Here is a 19006-nt window from a genome sequence, read left to right as displayed (position 1 = left end):
ATTTATTCTCTGGATCCGCGAACAAGTCGCGTGACGGAGGAAGGGAAGTCGGCTGATTTTCTCAAAATCCTTTCATTAAATAACTTAAGGATCGCATAATATTTGTATGATAAAATATGAGCACAATGTATATTTTTTGGATATTGATCGGCATTTTTAAATAACTCTAGAATTTACTATATTCACAAAACTACACTAATGCATCATGAGGCACACTCTGCTCTGTTGACCACTTTTGCTTTACATAAGGTTTAGATAATGTTTCCTATGCTAAAATATGATCATAAAGACTATTTTAGGAGTCGGGATGTCATTCTTAGAACATTTCAATAAGGTTCTTAATGCGGGTAATGGACAATATCTGGAGCAGTTCAAAGAAATACGGCGTGTAGATGTACAAATCGCAATTTACCAAAAATTACTCTATAAAGCCGGTGAAGAAGGTAATAACGACCAAGCTGCTGCCAAAGAAGCCTTAAAAAGCATAAACGATGCTCTCCCAAATTGGTTTCAAGAAGTGGATGTAACGCATGATTTCAATAATGTTATTAGTGCTGCTAATGATAAATATCTAGATGTATTTAAAAAATTAGACTCGGCTACCCAAGTCGCAATTTATGAAAAATTACTCAATAAAGCTGCTCAAGATGGCAAGGAAAGTAATGCCCAAAAGGCGTTAGATAGCATCAATGCGATTGTCGACAATACCCCCCCCGCCAAGGATGTAGGCAAAATTACTAGGGCACGTAAAGAAGATTATTTAAAAGCGTTCGAAAACCTAGCAAAAGACGACCCGAAAATCCAAATCGCTGTATATCAGAAATTACTCGCTCTGGCGGCACAAAAAGGTGAGAACAGCGCTGCCCAACAAGCGATATATGCAATAAATGCAGACTTCCAAAATTTGTCTCCCGAACTCAAAGAATTTATAACAATTAAAGAAGTTATTGACGGACATAAAAAATATAAGGCCGCACTTGAAGATTTTAATGCACTCAAATTAGGAATAGATATTGAGAACAAACGATATGCGGTAGCCAAAGCCAATGCCATATATCAAGATTATCTATATCAAAAAACTTTCGAGCGTGTTAAGGATGAAACAGATTTATTGTTTGATCCTCAAGGACGTTTAGTTTACGAGTTAACGCTTACCCTAGAAGAGCGAAATGAAGTTCTTGATAAAATAACAGAGGCGTTACCCCTCCTCAATAAGCAAGCACTAGAAAGCATTCGCTATAAGCAAGAATCAAAGGTCAGGAGGGAAGTACTAGAAGGCAAGATCGACTCTGATCTCACAAAATTACTTGGCGGCCGTACCCCCACATCAACTACCTTATGTTCCATTGATTTAGGCTGTATTGATAAGGCTCCTAAGAATAATGAAGAGTTATTCAAAAAGCTCCGTGCTATGTTTGTGGCGAAGTATGGTTGGCAAAACCTAGTGGCCCATCAAAGAGGGAGCATGGTCGCCTCTTTTGAAGAAAGCTATGCTCATATGTGCTTAATGGTTAAAACTTATGAGGGTGTCTCCGAACATTTTGATAAAGAGCCATCTAAGATTGGTAAAGAGGATTGGCAAAATATACGTCATCAAGCAGCTTTAACTCTTCAGGATAAAGTGGCTGAATCTTATAAGAATGCGGTTTCCAAAGCTACCAATAACGAAGGTATTGTGGATCTTTATAAACTTAATAAAAATTTGGCTAAAGAACGAGTTAAGTTAGCTGACTTTTCAAAAAAAATCCTCATAGAAGGTGTCGTGACACATTTGAAAACCCAAGATTTGGGTCGAGATGAAATTTTAAAGTACATGCAAAATCTAAGCAGCCGCTTAAATAAAGATTCATTTACGCATCAAACTGCGACAGGATTCGATTATTTTCACACCTCGAACTATTTACAACAGGGTATGTTGATAACAGGTACTGAAAATACCGCCCATGATAAGCCTCACTTCAAGGAAGGCCGACAAGATCAAGCCGCCTTTAGACGGGTTACATATACTTATCGTGATCAAGATGGTGTTTTGCAACCGACTTCTGCTGTTAGCTCTCGTATTCCCTCCCCAGCACTGATTTTTCATGGTATGTCGGATGAGTTAATAAAAAAAGACTTAGTACAGAAATTTGGTTTTCTCCATGATGAAATGCGCGCTATGCGTGGTGAAAAAGATGGACCTGCTGTGGAGAGCTTATTCACTTCGTTTCACTCCGAGTTTTTTGATCAATATTTAGATAAGAGTAACCGACAAAGAGCAAGTGCCCTATATATCATGCAAGCCATGCATGATTTTAATACCCCATGGATTGTACGCGTGGAAAAGCTCCGAGATCAAATCGCTAGATTTGAGAAGGAAAATCCCAATTTAACGGTTGAAGTGGGGATAGCGAATGGAATTATAAGAGAAGCAGAGGAGGAGTTAAGGGGTTTAAAGGAGGGCATTTCAAACCAACAAGATTCAGAAATAGCACAGAAGAAGTCAGCGCTTTCAAGGTTAAGAGCAAAACACGAACCAATATTGGCCAAGGACCGTCATTTGAAGGGATTAAAAGATGAGCTAGTAAAGATGGAAAAATTGGCCGAAATTCAACAACAAGAACAACCCCCAAAGAATAATTTCATATACATACAAAATATAGGTACCAATCGTCAAACTCGAGATTTAGGTTATCGAGAGGACCGGGGATTTTTAGATTTCACCGGGTCTTTGGAATTGGATGATATTACCTTAAGTGCCGAAATGGCAATGCTGCATACCCTACAAGAAAATAGTGCTTTTCTTAGTGACAAAATAAAAGAACAATTATCTGGAATAAATACGAAAGTACTTAAGGGGTATCGTGAATTTCTAAACGATAAGTCCAGACCCCTATATTTTGCTGAATCCCAGCAAGGTGAAAAATTAATTAAGGAAATTAGAGCTTTTAAAGAAGGGTTCAAAGCGCAGTTGGACAACGAAACTCAATTAGAAGCTAATAAAAATGAAATCGGACCTAATCACTTACCTACCCTAGCTTCCAATTCTCTAGCTCGCATGATTGCAACCAATCAGCATTGGGACAGTCGCTTTGGCCAACTCAGTCAAGCTCTCAGTATGTATATCGAATGGGCCTCCACTGGCGGTTGTAAAAGCGGTAATGAACGAAATCAGGATGTTATGTTACGTTTTGCGTTATTAAAAAGTATTCATGAGCGTGTGGAGCATGCAGGAAATCAAAATGGGTTGAGAGATCATGAACGCGCAGTGTATAAGCAAATGATAGCTTATACACAAGGTAATACAGCCGATCCCGAGAAATTACGGGTTGCAATAGCTAAATCAGTGAGCAAATGTAACATGCATGGTGGTGCTGCTGCGATTTCCCGCGAGGACCAAGGTGGTGCTGCAAAGGTAAGCAGTTTTTCAGCGGTGCAAGATATTAGAAGTCCCTTTTTGCAATGGACTGCTCGTATTGCTTTGATATCACCCATGCTTCTTGTAGTGCCTTTAGTGTTATTCGCATTTTCGGGTGTGAGAAAATTCTATTCAGGTTTATTCGACACCAACAATGCGGCGGATAGGGAAATGAAGCTTGACGCAACCGGTGCGAGCAAAACTCAAGCACATAAAGGTCAGGATAAGCGAACACGAGATGTGGTGCTTGAGGTTTTAAGTGAAGACAATTTATTTACTGGCAAAGGAAAAACATTAACCAGTGAGGAAAAGGATTTATTCAAGAAAGGAAGTATGGAAAAGCTAGAAAATGAAGAAAATGAAGAAAAGAAACAAGAAATACAGAGTTCTGTCCCTTCCTCAGTTAGCACTGATTACAATGCTGGTATAAAAGCTCTTTCAGGGTTAGGTTTAGCACAAGCAGATAAAGAGGAAGTTGAAGAAAAGATTCTTGAGCCCAAAAAACGTTCTGGTGAGTTACCCTACGCTTCCCCAGAGGAAATCCCATCAGTAGGCAATGGGAGTATGGTATTAAAATAACATTTAATTTTAGGACTGAGTGGTAGTGAAATTTTAGCCTGGTGGAAACGAAGACCTAAACCAGAGGGTTGGTGCGAAATTCCCCAAGTTTCCCTCAGCACTCTGGCTAAAATTCTGGCTACTCTAGATTACAAAGGTCGCTAATATTCTGCTTTATTTCCATAGACAATTGCGTCATCGGCAATGTAGCTAAAGCGGCGCTTTGATATAAACGCTTTATTTCTGCATTATCAATGGCGTCCAAATGTAAGGCGATGGTTTGGGCATCGCCTCGGGCCAAGGGCCCGGTTAGGGATTCTGCAATCTGTTCTGTTTGCAGTAAATTATTTAGATTTCCTTGCATTAAATTAACCATCATCTGCCGACTTTGTTGGTTATTAATTCCCGCTTTTAGAAATAATTCTTCACTGCAAGCTGCTAAGGTAATTAAATAATTCGAAGCCATACAGGCTGCGGCATGATATGCGGCTTTTGCTTCAGGTTTAATAGTAATTAGTTGCGCGTTCAATTGCTTACATAGGATTTTTAACCATTCACATACTTCATTGTCTCCCTCCACAACACAGTCGACACGATTAAACGCGGAGGGCTCGAGATAGTTTGTCTTAAATGCTTTTAAAGGATGAAAACTCGCCACAAAGCAGTCTTTTTTTCTTAATGGGGCAAGTGAAGCGGAACTGAGTACGCCGCTACAGTGAATCACGAAATTTCCGGGCTTTAAAGTGTCGCTATGAGCTAAAGTTCTTACAACGTCTTCAATAACATCATCATTACAACAGATAAAGGTTACCTCTGCTGCAGGTAAGCGTTCTATTTTGTCGAAAGCTTGGCCGAAACCTATCTCACGACATGCTTTTTGGGCATTATCCAAACTTCGGTTACAAATTGAAATGGATGAAAAGAGCTGCGCTTTAAACAAGGATAAGGCTATATTTTTACCCAACCGGCCAGCACCTATAATATTACATTTCATGTTCTTTTCTTTTCCAAGTAAATGTTCCATTTAATAAAGTAACTTCTAAATAGACCTGCCAAGTGTACTCTTCTGCGGCTTTCCTTAGGCTCTAAAATGGAGCGAAATGACGGATTTGCGGACAAGCCGGAGAACGAGGGGGTTTTCTTTGCCTTCACAAACGGATAACGAGGTATTAAAAATGCAATTTTAGCAAAAAATCATCACCATTTACGCCAATTATTGGTTATAATACTCTCAATTTGTCATATTGAGAAATGAATTATGCCTTTTATCGTACAGGGAAATGCACAACAAATGTTCCAAGCATTTGGACAGGACTGGGCAATTGCAGAACAAAAAAATGGCATCAAAATAATTTATAGGGAAGTCATTAATTTCCTTGGCTCTGTACCGCAAGCAATAAAACATTTAAATATTTGGCAAAAGAAGGCATCAGGAAGTCATTTTCTGCAGGGTAATATGACTGCAGGTAATTTAGCCTATTTATTTGGTCCCCAGCCTCTAAAGAAAAAAGATGAAACTTTGGAAGTCTATCATGCTCAGTTGATTCGTCAGGATTTCGCCTACATTAACGATGCAGAAGAAGACTGTGGTCTTGTGGTTTTGTATCGAAAGGATGATCCAAAACAATGGATAATCGGCTTAATGAAAAAAGGACATGCAGTACCACAGGATCGAGAAATTATCTGTGCAGCGAGTTTTGATTTACAGCCGTTTATTACAGTACCTGGCTCTGGGATCAGCATTTCTTCTGGCTCCTCTTTGGATCCACTATTAAATCAAATTGGCTCTGCTCTGCCCAAATATTTAATACAAAAAGCATTCAATAAAGATAATGGAATCAATTTACGTTTTCAACGTATTGCATTATTGATGAAAAAGTTACATGTAGAACAGGATGCTGCGACAGTTCGCACGTCTATTCCTTTTCGCGATTTCAATTTACGCGATTTATTTGCAGAAAATCCAGCTATAGATTTGCTTTTTCACTACAAAATACTAAATGAATTTTCTTTGCCTGTTCCCTTAATTCAACAACTTTTGAAGCCCTCCAGCCCATTGTGTAAGGAAATTTTAAAAATTAAATTCACTGATGATGAGCGGATAAATAAGAGTTTGTTAAAAATCACAATCATATTTTATGAAAAAGGGCTCCTCGAACAAAATCGGGAGCTGCTGAAGAATTTTGAGTTCATAAAAAAATTCAGTGGTTTTATGTGGAATGAGACGCAAATTAAATTACTTCCTTTTTTAATACAACAAAATTATCCTGAAGATTTAATCCGTCTTATCTTATCTGATGATGCCTATTACCAGGCAATAGATACTTTAGTAACATTAGAACCGGCTCTCACGGAAGATGTTCCCCAATTTTTTAAAGATCCTAAAAAACTGGAGGAATTAAGATTTATCCATTCGCTACCCGATGAAGACTGTAAGAGACTTTGCTTGATTTTTTGGGTCAAAGGATCTTTATCTGCGGATGGCTATCAACGAATAATTGATGCCACCAAGGATTATCCCTTAATGGCTTCGACCTTGGTTGCTTTGGATCAAAGAAAAACGCACAATATTGAAGAACTGGAACGAGTGGCCTTAGTTCCTCGCCGCCATTTGCAAGAATCAATTCTCAAGCATTTTAGTAATGAGCTTTCAGGTCTGCATGATGTTCCCGCACGTCTACGTGAGTTAAAGCCTCAAGAACTTGAAGCAGCCAGTAAAGCACTACTTCTATTAAGGGAATCAGGAGTGGGGAAAGTAGAAGTAAAAGACCGAGGGATAGGACCCGCAATCGTGCCCAAAGCATATCACTTGGTGTTGGGTAAAAACTCTCAGGGGCAAGCTTTACGTCTTTTTTTACCCCAGTTGAAACATATTGAGGAAAATACTCGAAAGGTATTAATAAAGGTTCTTTATGCTGGCGTACAAAATGGGATCCAGACCCAAGGAAATGCAGTACTTGCAATAACCGATCCTGTGCAATTGGCTTTAGCTACACATTTAAGGGAGCGATTTATTTGCGTTAGCCAAATGCAAGATTTAAAGCTCAAAACTGAAATGGTGGAATTCGCGGCAGAGGAAGAGAATGAAAAAGCCCAACGGTTTCGCCAAGTAATTTTACGTGTGGAAGCACAATGTAAAATAATTCATGGGCGGTTGTCGGGGGATTCCTCAAATAGAGCAACGTATGAAAAATGGCAACAAGCAGAAGCAGACTATAGAATTTCATTATATACTATTGCTTATAAAATGCTTTTGAATCCGAGTATTGCCAAAGACATGCGTACCGAATTAAAGAAAGCTGAAAAGAAAATACTTGATATTGTTGATCCTGAAAGTGACTCGTATATCTACAAAGCGATCATTGTCCTTGCTAATATAGTGATCGCCGCTTGTTCCTTATTAGGGGCCAATGGATATAAATACCACAAGACTGGAAATTTTTGGTTTTTTAATCAAACCAGCTCAGGAGAAGAGATCCGAGCTCTTGATAAAGAAGTCCTGTCGCTTATAGAGCCGGAAACAAAGGATGAGAATGAATGGTGGTCATTCAATCCATGTTGTGAAATGAGTTAAACAAGTGTAGCCGTTATAGGCTACAGCCTTAGCCCCGAGAACTTATCTCCCTCCGGGCTAGGGCATTCTTATAATTCCAGACCTCTACTGTAACTTGCTGAGTTATAATAAAAAAAGCTGCCTATCATATTAAAGATCATTTTTTGGTGATGTGGCTAGAGCTTGAAGCGTATTGTTTAGTTTCCTAGTTATCTGTTTGAAAATTATTCTTGAACTTATTGAATATTTCTGCTTAATATGAACTATTCTAAAGGACTACTGTGATTTAATGGATTAAACATATGGGAATTCCAAAAAAGGCGCTAAGACATAGTCAACTCACTTATTCTGAAAAAAACCCTATCTCCGATAGCTCGCATCAAACATTTCACGTTACTTTTGAAGAAGATGGCGTTACCAAGAAAGCTTTTTTTAAAAGATTAGAACCAAAAAATCACTACCCCGAATTATTAGCCAAAATAAGTGTAGCGACTTCCTCATTCAAGAGGTTGTTTCAAGGAAAAAGATCTGCCGAAGAACGCTTAGTATTTGAGCAATATGATATAGAATTATTATCTGATAACCTTGAATCGAATAGCCCCCAAAAAGAAAACACCCTTTATATTAAATTAGATCACGATGATTCTCTGAAATACGTGGTTAAAACTCCAGAGGGATTGGTAAAAGAAGATACCATTTTAATCAAAGATATTCCCGATTTTAAGCCGGAACAACCGTTCACTCTAGAGCAGCTTCAAACGGTAAAGAGTCATATTCTAGAAATTACCGCAAAAAGAGGCCACACCCAAGATAAATTAATCGGAACGCTCTCCATTGGTGTTGAAGACTTCAAGCCCTTTCATTTTGCTAAAGAAGGGATTCCTATAAATAGTACTTTAAAGGAACAAGTTGCTCCTAGTGTAAAAACACTTATTGAGAAAAACATCATGGAACTTTTGCTCGGCAGATGGTTTCTTGATGATGATGATGCGCATCCGCATAACCTGAGTTTAAACGGTGATATCGATTTTGACATGTTTTTCTATTGGTTCACTATCTATATGAAAGAACCAAGATCAGTAATCGGTGTTCCCAAAAAGCACATTACCCTAACTGTTCGTGATTATGAGACTTTTCCTAATGTTCAAGACTCTATGCCTTATCATTGGCCACATTATACCCATCCGGGGCAAGAGACTATTCCGGTGATTATACCTGGGGTACAAGAACTCGCGCTTAAACGATTGCCTAAAGCTTATGCAGACCCAGTTGAGTTCGCACGTTTGGCGCAAAATTCGGTTGCCCAAGAACAAAAGCTGGCTGCAGCTTTGAAGGCTCTATTAACCTTTCAGCCCGAGGTACAACGCAAGCGCTTAACGGAACTCTTCGGGGATTTACCTTTAAACTACACTTCATTAGATGAAACTGATCCCAGTTTAAGGGCAAAATATGAAGAGATGTATCCTCGTTTTTGTAATGAAAAAACAAATACAGAATCATTTGTTGATTTTATGATGAGTTTATATCAGGAACATTATGATAATTTGTACCGAGTTGTAGTTTTTTATATGGGATGTATGGATAACGGCTATGGTTTACCGTTACCGCCTACGTATTTGGCGCTCTATCAAAAACCCTCTTTTTACCGCAAGGTAGAAGAATGGACCAAAAAAGAAAATGCAACCAACTTTGCAAAAGAAGAGACGCTTAAGTATGATCTTGGTGAATTGCAAAACCGTTATCATCAAGTTTGGCGTGATGCATTTGCCCCTATAATGAAAGAGTTGATCTACAGCTCCTACCGACTAACAAACGCTTTACTTAAAGAAGCTACTAATCCCCCTTATGTACAAATTTCCGAGTTGGTAAGTAAAAACGCCACCGATGAAACCTTAACCAATGCATGGGAGTTATTTGGCAACCTCCCTTTACTGTCTGCTGAAACCATTGAATCAAAAATTAGTGTGGATAAAGACAGTAAATTACGAGATGCAGTATTATCAATGGTCGCATTTGTTAATGAATTTCGTGCGGTCACCAAAGCGTATTATGAAAAAGAACGTAAAGATCTTACCGAAGAAGACAATCTTGAATTTTCCAATAAGCTCAGCTTACTTTATCAAACGTATAACTTAAAAATTCGCCAAGCTTTAGCCAATACGACAACTCATGCTGCTGAATTTAATGGTATTGCTTCAAGTCTTAAGTTGCTAGCGGAACAGGTTAGTTTCCAATTGCATTTGACTACTACCGATGAGCTTATGGAAAAAGCTTTGCTTTCCGTAAAAAGGGATGTATTGCCTTTTACCCATGAAGATGTGAAAAAACAATATCATGATTCGTTATTTGTTTGGGCAAAAAGCCTTAAGCCTGAGGAATTAGAACGTTATATTAACGAAATTATCGATAAAAAATATGCACCTTTATTACCTTTAATATCATTTCGGCAACGAGCCGAACCGGTTAGGCAATATTTAAAGACAAGCGGAAATGAAAGTGGTGATAATCGCTTGGCTTATGTTTTAAGCTCAGGACCTCTAGATAACGGCGCATTGAATACTCAACTAATCCTGGGGCTTACTCCTCTTATGTTGCAAAAACATCCTATACCCAGTATAGACTTGGCAATTAGGGATAAAGATAAGAGTTTTGAAAAGGGAATCGCCGATTTTACGAGAGATGTGGTTTCATTTGCGAAGGAAAACAAGCGATTTACTCACCCTTATAGCGATGGAGGCATGAACATGATGTATAAGGCGATTTATGATTGGGTAGATACCCTAACTTCTAAATCATTTAAGAGCTTAATCAATTCTACTTTAACAAAATATGAATCAAAAACATGGGGCAACCTTATAGGGGTATCCAGGAGATCGGAAGTAGAAGGGTATATAGAAGGAAATTGTAATTCGAAAGCACTTGCCATGATTTTTATGAATGGAGGTGAGAGCTCAACATTAAATGAGTGTTTATTTGTCAAAATAGTAGAAACAATTAAAAGAGAAGTTTCTAAATATCCGATGATGTTGCAGGAGCAAAAATATCAAGTAGTTGATCGATTTCAAATGACTGATACGCATAAAGCGTTTTATCTTGCCAATCTGAAATATCATCGTGAAACGATTTCTGCTTCGCATCGTCAGTTACAAATTACCTCTGGCGAATCGAATCATAGTAAGGATACAACACCGCTGTATTTGTGACCACGGGAAGTATAGGTTATTATCCCCTTTTCTAAAAACGCGGTGCGAGTTTCACATGTCTTTTGACTTAATAAAAACATTACCTCAATATCTGATCCCTCAACATGGCCTTACAACTCTCGCAGGTTGTTTGGCTGAAGTAAAAAATGTCAAAGTAAAAAACTATATTATTCAGAGATTTATACGAAAATATCAGGTTAACATGAGTGAGGCTTTAATTGAAGATCCCACTGCATACACATGTTTTAATGATTTTTTTATCCGCCATTTAAAACCAGAATGTAGGCCATTGGCTAAGGCAGACATTATCTCACCGGTAGATGGTTGCATAAGCGAACTAGGAACTATAGAGCAAGGTCAATTAATTCAGGCAAAAGGTCGTTATTATTCAGTCGCAGATCTTTTAGCATGTGATACAGATAGGGCAGCCGAATTTGTAAATGGACGTTTTGCAACAATTTATTTATCACCGAAAGATTATCATCGGGTGCATATGCCAATGGATGCTGAAATCGTATCGATGACCTATATCCCCGGAGCTTTATTTTCAGTACAACCTTCAACCGTTCGGGTTGTGCCAAAATTATTTGCGCGAAATGCACGGCTGGCAATCTTTTTTTCTACCAAGGTAGGTCCTATGGTGATGGTGATGGTGGGAGCCACTATAGTTGGAGCGATAGGAACCAGTTGGCATGGGGACATCAAACGGAGTAAAAATCGTGTTGATTTCGAATACAACAAGGATAAGAAACAAAAGAAAATGGTTCAAGGTGATGAAATGGGCTACTTTAAATTAGGCTCCACGGTAGTCTTGATGTTTGCAAACGGTGCGCAAGTGCATTGGAGTGACGCTTTGCAAGCAGGAAGTCCTATACGCTTAGGTGAAGCGTTAGGAGAACTAAAATAGCCCGCTAAAAATAGGGGGCGCCTCGTCTTAAACACTTATGATGACCTGTTTAGAGCGATTAAACTGTAGCCTGGTGAGACGAAGCTAAAATTGATACGGTTCCTTTACTTTCGTTAGTTTAAGTTAAACAACGTTCCTAGATGGTTGTTTATAGCATTCTGATACACAACCGAAGCAACACCTAGGTCTTGTATTGAGAGCCCTACTGATTTGAACACGCTGATTTGTTTTTTATATTCTACATCCTTACTGAGTAGCCAATTACCTATCTCAATAATATCCTCTTGTTTTAATTGATTTTGCTGTATTGCACTAATGATTTCCCCTGCTTCAGCCATAACCGCACTTAATTGATCAACAACCACAACAGCATGGTTTAATACTTCACTACTGATTTCTTTCATCATAGCGGTATGTGAGCCTATGGCATTAATATGGACATGGGGCTTCAGGTCGCGCAAGTGAATTAATGGCTCGGTGCTGGCAGTGGCCGTACAGATAATGTCTGCATCTTTAACCGCTGAAGAAATATGATCATATACATTGATGTGATATTGGTTGGCGAATTGAGCTGCAAATTGTTCTGCATTCTTAATATTCCTTGACCAGACAGATACTTGCTTTATATCACGCACAGTGGCGACAGCTTGCAGTTGAGTCTCCGCTTGAACTCCTGAACCGATGAGTGCAACATGGCTTGCATCATCTGTGGCAAAATATTGGGTTGCTAATCCAGAAACTGCTCCTGTTCTTAACGCAGTGAGATAACTGGCATCCATGAGCGCCTGCGGTTCGCCAGTAGTTGAATCCAGTAACATAATAAAACCGGTAATAGCGGGTTTGTTGCGCGTGCTATTTTTGGGAAAAATAGAAACCACTTTTAAACCTAATGTTTTATCTTGGGCTAGATATGCAGGCATAGTTAAAGTGAGCGCCTCTTCTTCCTCAATTGGGATACCTGTTCTTAATGGTAATTTAACTTGCTGCTTAGCCAATTGAATAAATGCATTTTCCATCGCCTTTATTGCTTGGCTCATGGTGATGCTTTGCTTGACTTCATCTAAGGATAATATGCGTAGACTCATGGTAATTCTTCACCTCTAAATTCTTTAGTTAAAGCGGATAATAAAGTGGGATATTTGAAATTAAATTGATATTCTGCCAGTCGCTGCGGGTTTACAGTCTGTCCTGATAGTAATAATTCCTCACTCATTTGACCAAATAAAAGCTTTGTTGCCCATGCAGGCATCCATAGGAACGCCGGTTTTCCAAGTACCTGTGCGAGCGTCTTGGTAAACGTTTTTTGTGACACCTGCTGTGGTGCGACCAGGTTAATTGGCCCTGTTATTTTTGGATTTGATAACAAAAACTGTATCGCCTCAACCAGGTCAGTGCTATCAATCCATGCGAGGGGTTGTTCACCAGAACCAATCACTGCTCCCATCCCATATTGAGCAGGTAATTCCAATTTTTTTAACATACCTTCCCCACGTTTTAATACGACGCCAAAACGCATTAACGTAACAGGCATACCCGCATCAAAGCCTCTTCTCGCCGCATCTTCCCACTGAGTAACCAGTTGCGTTGCAAAGCTGGTTTTAGCCGTGCTAAGTGCGGGCGTTGTTTCAGAAAATGTAATATTGTCTTGAGCTAGTTTTTTCTGTAAACCATAAATGCTCACCGCACTGGCATTATACAAATGCGGTTTCTTGGTTGTAGCTTTGCTACCCCAAAGTACCAATTGGTTGGTTGTTTCAATACGACTGGAAAGTAATTTTTCTTTGGTTTTCATACTCCATCGATGCTCTGCAATGTTTTCGCCAGTCAAATTAATAATCACATCAAATTCATTCGGATCTAATGTATGAAGCTCATCCCAAGTGACAGCATGGATGGTATTTGGGAAGATATGTTTAATTTTTTCTTTATCTCGTCCAATCACATAAATATTATGTTCGGACTGCAGTAATGCTGGTACTAATATTTGACCTACTAATCCCGTTCCGCCGCCAATAATGATGTCCATGAGCTCCTCCTTTTAGGGTCGATCTATTATACGCTTTCGCGAGGTATGTTTCCCAGTGGAATTCCATAGCAATTTATAAAGTAATAAAAATATCCTGTACCAAATTTATGAAAAACAAATTATTTAAGTCTATCCTTTAATGAATACTATTAAGGGAATAACTATCATGTCTCAAAAAGGTTTAGTCAGCATAATGGGTATGAGCAGTATATTTTTTTCGGCCATTGCGCTGGCAACACCGAATAAGAGCTTGTCTAAGGATGAATGGCTTACTGCTTTTAAAGAACTCGCCCCATCAAAGATGTGTCGTCGCTTAGTTGATGATCCAAAGACCAATACCTTGTTGCAAAATGCAAATATAAACTATGATAAATGTGTGACATTAATTCCTGCAAGTTTTGATAAATGTCAAACTGAGTTTTATTCAGAGCTCCCCCAAAATATAAACGAAAAAAATGTATCCTTATGGAGCAAAAAAATGGGGAATTGCATTGGCCTTGATTTTTACACGAATAATCTTTTAGACCCTCCTAATAAACCCACTAAACCAACACCCACACCATCAACCACATCGCCTACAACAGCAAAACCAGGAGATAGGAGTAGTATTTAAGGAGAATGAGTGCGTAATCTGGAACAAAAGTAAGTATAATTTGGAGTGTTCTAAGTGAACAATGGTACCGAGAAGAGGACTCGAACCTCCACGGAGTTGCCCCCACTAGCACCTGAAGCTAGCGTGTCTACCAATTCCACCACCTCGGCATTGTGGCGCTAAGTTACTCATATTTTGCTGATCTGTCAATGCTTTTTCTAATTATTGAAGTCATCATATTCAGATTAATTGGAATAAGAAGTTCCTGCTTTTAAAATACGCTCTCTTACTCCTTGCCATTCTCCTGTAGGAGGCGGGAGTTCGATTGCAATAATCTCCGCATCGGATGCGTCGGCTTTTCTTAATTGATAATACAAATCAAAGGCTACCTTTTTAGGATGGCTTTCTAAGAGATGAAAATGATCTTCGCGGATCCCTATGGGCCGATTACTAGCCATGACATAGACTTTCTCAGAATTTTTTGTGCAAAAAGCTGCAAGTGTATCGTAGCAAGAAAAATAATATAGGGTTTTATGGGGTTGGTAATGACTTTCTAATTTACCTGGAACTCGGAGTGTATTTTCATGGTGAAATGACGGAGTTGCAATCACTTTTGCGATGGCTTTTTCATCGAGTAGTCCATGCCGTAAAATTTGATAATTTTCCACATGCGTCGCATCAATAATAGTCGATTCAATACCTACGGTACAGCGGCCTCCATCTAAAATGGTTAATTCTTTGTCAGGGAATGATTCACTGACATGCTGTGCCGTTGTGGGGCTGACTTTCCCAAAAGGGTTGGCAGAGGGAGCAACTAAAGGGATGTCTAATTTGGTTAATAATTCCTGGGCTACGGGGTGGGCCGGGCATCTAATGGCTACGGTATTTTGGCCACCCGTAATTAATGGATTAATTTGATCCGGCTTGTAATGCAATACCAGGGTTAGAGGGCCTGGCCAAAATGCTTTAATGAGCTGCTGGGCATAAGGAGGTATATCTTGAACTAGCTTGTTGAGATCCCAGTTGGGAGCCACATGAACAATCAAAGGATGATTTAATGGGCGCTCCTTCATTGCAAAAACTGCTCTAATTGCCTGTTCATTATTAATAGGTGCAGCTAATCCATAGACCGTTTCGGTAGGGATGGCTACAGGTTTCCCTGCTTTTAAATCGTAAATCGCCCGATTAATATCGGTGGTGATTAATGGCATAGACTGTTCATCAACTTAAAAAGTCTATTATTTTTACACAAGTTGCAAGAGAAATCAGCTATTTTTGCGTTTTCAATGTTCCCTGTTTAGAATAAAAGGATAAAAACATTAGGATATCATCGTGTTACTTAATTTTTTGCAAAAAACAGTGGATAGTTATTTTGCTCTTATGCCCAGAAACAAGCCCTCTTTAGAAACCATAAAGAGCGCGCGGTTGATTGCTCACCGAGGAGCGCACAATCATGCTCAAGGCATCATGGAAAATACGCTTGCGGCATTTAATTTGGCAAAAGAATTGGGATGTTGGGGTATTGAATTTGATGTACGCGCTACAGCAGATAAAGTGTTGGTGGTAAATCATGATGCCACATTAAAGCGACTATGGGGGCATGATCAAATGATTTCCCATCTAAAGTTCAATGAACTACGTGCTCTCGTTCCCGAGGTACCTACCCTGGATGAAGTTATCGCTGCTTATGGGGGCAGTATGCATTTACTTATCGAATTAAAAGAGCCGTTTGAGGACGGGGAAGCCTTAAGCCAATCGTTACAGGGACTATCTGCCGTTGAGGATTATCATCTGCTTACCTTGGATTCGCAGATTTTTTCTTCTTTGTCGCAATTTCCAAAAAATGCCCTGTTGTTGGTTGCAGTTCATGACAATGTACATCAATTTTGTAATGTGAGTTTAAAAGAGAATTATGGCGGGGTATTAGGTCATTATTTTATGATTAATAACAAAACCCTTAACAGGTTAAAGGCCGCTCAACAAATCATTGGGGTGGGGATGGTTGATTCTAAATATAGTTTATACAGAGAACTCAATCGAGGGATCAATTGGTTGTTTACAAATCGTGCCAATGAGGTAAATTCCTATTTGCGTCACTTCTAGCCGAACATACGACGAGCAATTTTTTTACATTCTCCAAGCAATATCATAGCTCAGCTTGTAAATAATATTGACCAGTTGAAATAGTTATGTTCTGATTATTCAGACAAAAATTCGTCATATTCGACTCGCTAAGTAACAGAGCGAGTTTTTTTTCGATCAATAAAAGGTATGTTTATGCGGTGGATGGATAAATTTTGGACGGCAACAAATTGGGTGTTGGATACCGCAGTTCATTCAGTAGCAGATACTGTGAATCTCTGCGCTACATTAGCATGTACTCTTGGCGGTGCCGCATTTGCAGTTTCTAATGCGCTTTCTTTACACGATGTGAGCGCATCCTATTATGGCTCTGTAGAAGCCAAGGGTAACTTTACCCTAGGCGTAGACCTTATAAATTTGGACAACTATCGCTTTACTGAATCGTTTCCTTTGTCTTACGGTAAAGATATAAATAATGGCACCACGTACAATCTTACTGATTATATTAATGCCGGAACGTTGCAAACTGCCAGTACTATTTGTGTCGCCTCAGGTGTCGCTTTAAAAACTTTAGGTGCCAGTATTAATCATTGGCAACAAAATAGGGAAGAGCGGCGTTCCTATGCATGCACGAAAGGCATACAAATTGCTAAGCCTAGTTACAAAGAATATGCATTTGTAGGTGCGGAAGCGTTTACGGGAGCTATAGCCAATGCCATGTTAAGCCATACCGTTACCGCAGCATTTCTCCATTTTTCAGAAAAAAGCATCCCTAGTATTACTTACCCACCTCATAGCGAAGAGCATGTGAGGGGTGCACATTATAATGGACCGGTAATCGCAGAACCTTTTAAAATAGGAATTAATTTAGGGAACAGTAATTTCACAGTCCCACTGTATTTTGGTGATTTAAATGTGTTGCTTACAAAAACCATTAATGTAGCAGCAAACGCGACTTATGGGGGCGGTTTTTTCTTCAAACGAAATAATGAAGAACAAAAACCACCTTTGGCTGTTACGGAGGCAGTTTCTTCAACGGTGGGTGTTAGTGCCTATCTGGCAAGTAATTTTTTTGCCCGTAAAACCAAAGAGCTTCATAGCGAAAGAGTTCATCCAGAGGTAAGATCTTTTACAATTGTTTGAATTACCAAGGCACCTGGGTTTTAAAATCAAACCCAGGTTTTGGGTCTCTGGATCGTAAGGATTGGTACGCTGAGCTAACGTTCAATAATAGCTGCAACACCCATCCCTCCGGCTGTACAAACGCTTAAAAGAATACGCCCTTGCCCTCTATCGGCAAGTATTTTGGCTGCAGCACCGACTAATCGTCCACCTGTAGCTGCAAATGGATGACCTAAAGCAAGGCTCCCGCCTTTAATATTCATTTTTTGCGGATCAATACTCCCTAAAGGTTTTTTGAGGTTCAAAACCTTTTGACAATATTCAGGGGATTCCCAGGCTTTTAAAGTACACAGTACTTGACCGGCAAAGGCTTCATGAATTTCATAATAATCAAAATCGTGTAAGGTGAGTCGATTTCTGGCCAATAAACGAGAAACTGCAATCGTCGGTGCCATTAATAAGCCCGCACCATGTACAAAATCTACCGCGGCCAATTCACAATCAACAAAATAAGCGAGCGGTTTTAGCTGATGACTATCAGCCCATTGAGGAGAGCCTAATAGTACCACAGAAGCTCCATCGGTGAGTGGGGTTGAATTTCCTGCGGTTAGGCTGCCTTTATCAGATTTATCAAAAGCGGGTTTTAAGGCGGCTAATTTTTCCAAAGAAGTATCTTTGCGAGTAATCGTATCACGTTTTAAGGAATCAACCGGTGTAATCAGATCATCATAAAATCCTTCATCATAGGCTTGTGCTGCATGTTGATGTGAGTGAAAAGCCAATTGATCTTGAGCTAAGCGGGAAATTTGCCATTCTTTAACCATCAATTCACAATGATCTCCCATGGATAGACCTGTTCGGGGTTCGCGAACCTCGGGTAATTGAGGTTTTAACATGCCTAAGCGGAACTCTTTGAGCATACCAAGTTTTTCTTTAAAGCTTTTTGCTTGTTGAAATTTAATTAAAAAATGGGTTAATTTTCTTTGACCAATTAATGGGGTATCTGAATTGGTATCCGTCCCGCCACCTATTCCCGCAGTAATTTGTCCACTGGCAATTTTGAGTGCAATCAAATTGATAGATTCTAAACCAGTACCGCAGGCACGTTGGATGGTTAATCCTGGGGTTTCTGGTGATAGGGAGCTCCCTAAAACCGTTTCGCGCGCCAGATTCCAATCAAAAGGATGATTCATAATGGCTCCGGCAATAAAATCACCCAATATTTCACCCTGAATTTTAGTTTTATTGATCAGATCTGCCAATGCAGCACCTAACAAATCCTGATTGGATTTCCCTAAATAGTAGGTTTGCGATTTCACAAAGGGCGTGCGAGAACTGCCAAGAATGGCCACTTTATCTTTAAAGCTCATGTTAATCCTTTTCACTGCTTATGATTTCTAAGAATAGCCTAAAAAAAATAACTAAGCACCTTGCATCTAAACGTGCGTACATGTTAGAGGTTGATTAAGATTTTAAATGATCAATAGGACAAGATTGCAGATTATCTTGTTCACTAGTAAGACTGCAGGCTCCATTGCAAAAACTGAATATAGTTTATAATTTACT

General features: G+C 39.3%; 12 protein-coding genes and 1 tRNA gene. 7 read left to right on the top strand and 6 right to left on the bottom strand.

The window, feature by feature from the left end:
• Positions 1-307: 307 nt before the first annotated feature.
• Positions 308-3976 (top strand): hypothetical protein, encoded by a 3669-nt coding sequence (locus ACWTE2_RS24545; RefSeq protein WP_454784819.1) that lies wholly within the window; start codon positions 308-310, stop codon positions 3974-3976.
• Positions 3977-4094: 118 nt separating this feature from the next.
• On the opposite strand, the gene ACWTE2_RS24540 is transcribed toward ACWTE2_RS24545, so the two are convergent.
• Positions 4095-4979 carry a Rossmann-like and DUF2520 domain-containing protein gene (locus tag ACWTE2_RS24540; RefSeq protein WP_454784818.1) on the bottom strand — a complete coding sequence of 295 codons (885 nt, stop codon included), beginning with the start codon at positions 4977-4979 and terminating at the stop codon, positions 4095-4097.
• Between the two features lie 234 nt (positions 4980-5213).
• On the opposite strand from ACWTE2_RS24540, the gene ACWTE2_RS24535 reads away from it, so the two are divergent.
• The 3 genes from ACWTE2_RS24535 to asd all read left to right on the top strand — a co-directional run bounded on the left by ACWTE2_RS24535 (position 5214) and on the right by asd (position 11618).
• Entirely contained in the window at positions 5214-7529 is a 2316-nt protein-coding gene (locus tag ACWTE2_RS24535) for a hypothetical protein (protein ID WP_454784817.1), read from the top strand.
• A gap of 281 nt (positions 7530-7810) precedes the next feature.
• Entirely contained in the window at positions 7811-10711 is a 2901-nt protein-coding gene (locus tag ACWTE2_RS24530) for a hypothetical protein (RefSeq protein WP_454784816.1), read from the top strand.
• 55 nt (positions 10712-10766) lie between these two features.
• Positions 10767-11618: an archaetidylserine decarboxylase gene (asd, locus tag ACWTE2_RS24525; RefSeq protein ID WP_454784815.1), complete on the top strand. Its 852-nt coding sequence runs from the start codon at positions 10767-10769 to the stop codon at positions 11616-11618.
• A 113-nt stretch (positions 11619-11731) separates the two neighbouring features.
• Here the strand turns inward: asd and ACWTE2_RS24520 are convergent, their stop codons facing one another.
• Positions 11732-12703 (bottom strand): ornithine cyclodeaminase family protein, encoded by a 972-nt coding sequence (locus ACWTE2_RS24520; RefSeq protein WP_454784814.1) that lies wholly within the window; start codon positions 12701-12703, stop codon positions 11732-11734.
• Positions 12700-13644: a TIGR01777 family oxidoreductase gene (locus ACWTE2_RS24515; protein WP_454784813.1), complete on the bottom strand. Its 945-nt coding sequence runs from the start codon at positions 13642-13644 to the stop codon at positions 12700-12702. Before ACWTE2_RS24515 ends, ACWTE2_RS24520 begins: the two co-directional genes overlap by 4 nt.
• Positions 13645-13810: 166 nt before the next feature.
• Between ACWTE2_RS24515 and ACWTE2_RS24510 the strand changes: the two genes are divergently transcribed.
• Positions 13811-14257, top strand: a complete 447-nt coding sequence (locus ACWTE2_RS24510; protein WP_454784812.1) for a hypothetical protein — start codon at positions 13811-13813, stop codon at positions 14255-14257.
• Between the two features lie 62 nt (positions 14258-14319).
• Here the strand turns inward: ACWTE2_RS24510 and ACWTE2_RS24505 are convergent.
• Together ACWTE2_RS24505 and ACWTE2_RS24500 are read right to left on the bottom strand one after the other, a co-directional pair.
• Positions 14320-14406 (bottom strand) — tRNA-Leu (locus ACWTE2_RS24505).
• Between the two features lie 75 nt (positions 14407-14481).
• Positions 14482-15447, bottom strand: a complete 966-nt coding sequence (locus ACWTE2_RS24500; RefSeq protein WP_454784811.1) for an L-threonylcarbamoyladenylate synthase — start codon at positions 15445-15447, stop codon at positions 14482-14484.
• Positions 15448-15568: 121 nt separating this feature from the next.
• On the opposite strand from ACWTE2_RS24500, the gene ACWTE2_RS24495 reads away from it, so the two are divergent.
• Positions 15569-16339: a glycerophosphodiester phosphodiesterase gene (locus tag ACWTE2_RS24495; protein ID WP_454784810.1), complete on the top strand. Its 771-nt coding sequence runs from the start codon at positions 15569-15571 to the stop codon at positions 16337-16339.
• Between the two features lie 174 nt (positions 16340-16513).
• Positions 16514-17461 carry a hypothetical protein gene (locus ACWTE2_RS24490; protein ID WP_454784809.1) on the top strand — a complete coding sequence of 316 codons (948 nt, stop codon included), beginning with the start codon at positions 16514-16516 and terminating at the stop codon, positions 17459-17461.
• A 74-nt stretch (positions 17462-17535) separates the two neighbouring features.
• Here the strand turns inward: ACWTE2_RS24490 and ACWTE2_RS24485 are convergent, their stop codons facing one another.
• Positions 17536-18810: an acetyl-CoA C-acetyltransferase gene (locus tag ACWTE2_RS24485; protein WP_454784808.1), complete on the bottom strand. Its 1275-nt coding sequence runs from the start codon at positions 18808-18810 to the stop codon at positions 17536-17538.
• Positions 18811-19006 lie beyond the last annotated feature (196 nt).

This window comes from Legionella nigrisilvae, assembly GCF_977063395.2.
This window is presented reverse-complemented; position numbering and strand designations above follow the sequence as displayed.

Coding starts and splice junctions, on each gene's coding strand:
- ACWTE2_RS24545 (WP_454784819.1), top strand. CDS start 308: ATGTCATTCTTAGAACATTTCAATAAGGTTCTTAATGCGGGTAATGGA.
- ACWTE2_RS24540 (WP_454784818.1), bottom strand. CDS start 4,979: ATGGAACATTTACTTGGAAAAGAAAAGAACATGAAATGTAATATTATA.
- ACWTE2_RS24535 (WP_454784817.1), top strand. CDS start 5,214: ATGCCTTTTATCGTACAGGGAAATGCACAACAAATGTTCCAAGCATTT.
- ACWTE2_RS24530 (WP_454784816.1), top strand. CDS start 7,811: ATGGGAATTCCAAAAAAGGCGCTAAGACATAGTCAACTCACTTATTCT.
- asd (WP_454784815.1), top strand. CDS start 10,767: ATGTCTTTTGACTTAATAAAAACATTACCTCAATATCTGATCCCTCAA.
- ACWTE2_RS24520 (WP_454784814.1), bottom strand. CDS start 12,703: ATGAGTCTACGCATATTATCCTTAGATGAAGTCAAGCAAAGCATCACC.
- ACWTE2_RS24515 (WP_454784813.1), bottom strand. CDS start 13,644: ATGGACATCATTATTGGCGGCGGAACGGGATTAGTAGGTCAAATATTA.
- ACWTE2_RS24510 (WP_454784812.1), top strand. CDS start 13,811: ATGTCTCAAAAAGGTTTAGTCAGCATAATGGGTATGAGCAGTATATTT.
- ACWTE2_RS24500 (WP_454784811.1), bottom strand. CDS start 15,447: ATGCCATTAATCACCACCGATATTAATCGGGCGATTTACGATTTAAAA.
- ACWTE2_RS24490 (WP_454784809.1), top strand. CDS start 16,514: ATGCGGTGGATGGATAAATTTTGGACGGCAACAAATTGGGTGTTGGAT.
- ACWTE2_RS24485 (WP_454784808.1), bottom strand. CDS start 18,810: ATGAGCTTTAAAGATAAAGTGGCCATTCTTGGCAGTTCTCGCACGCCC.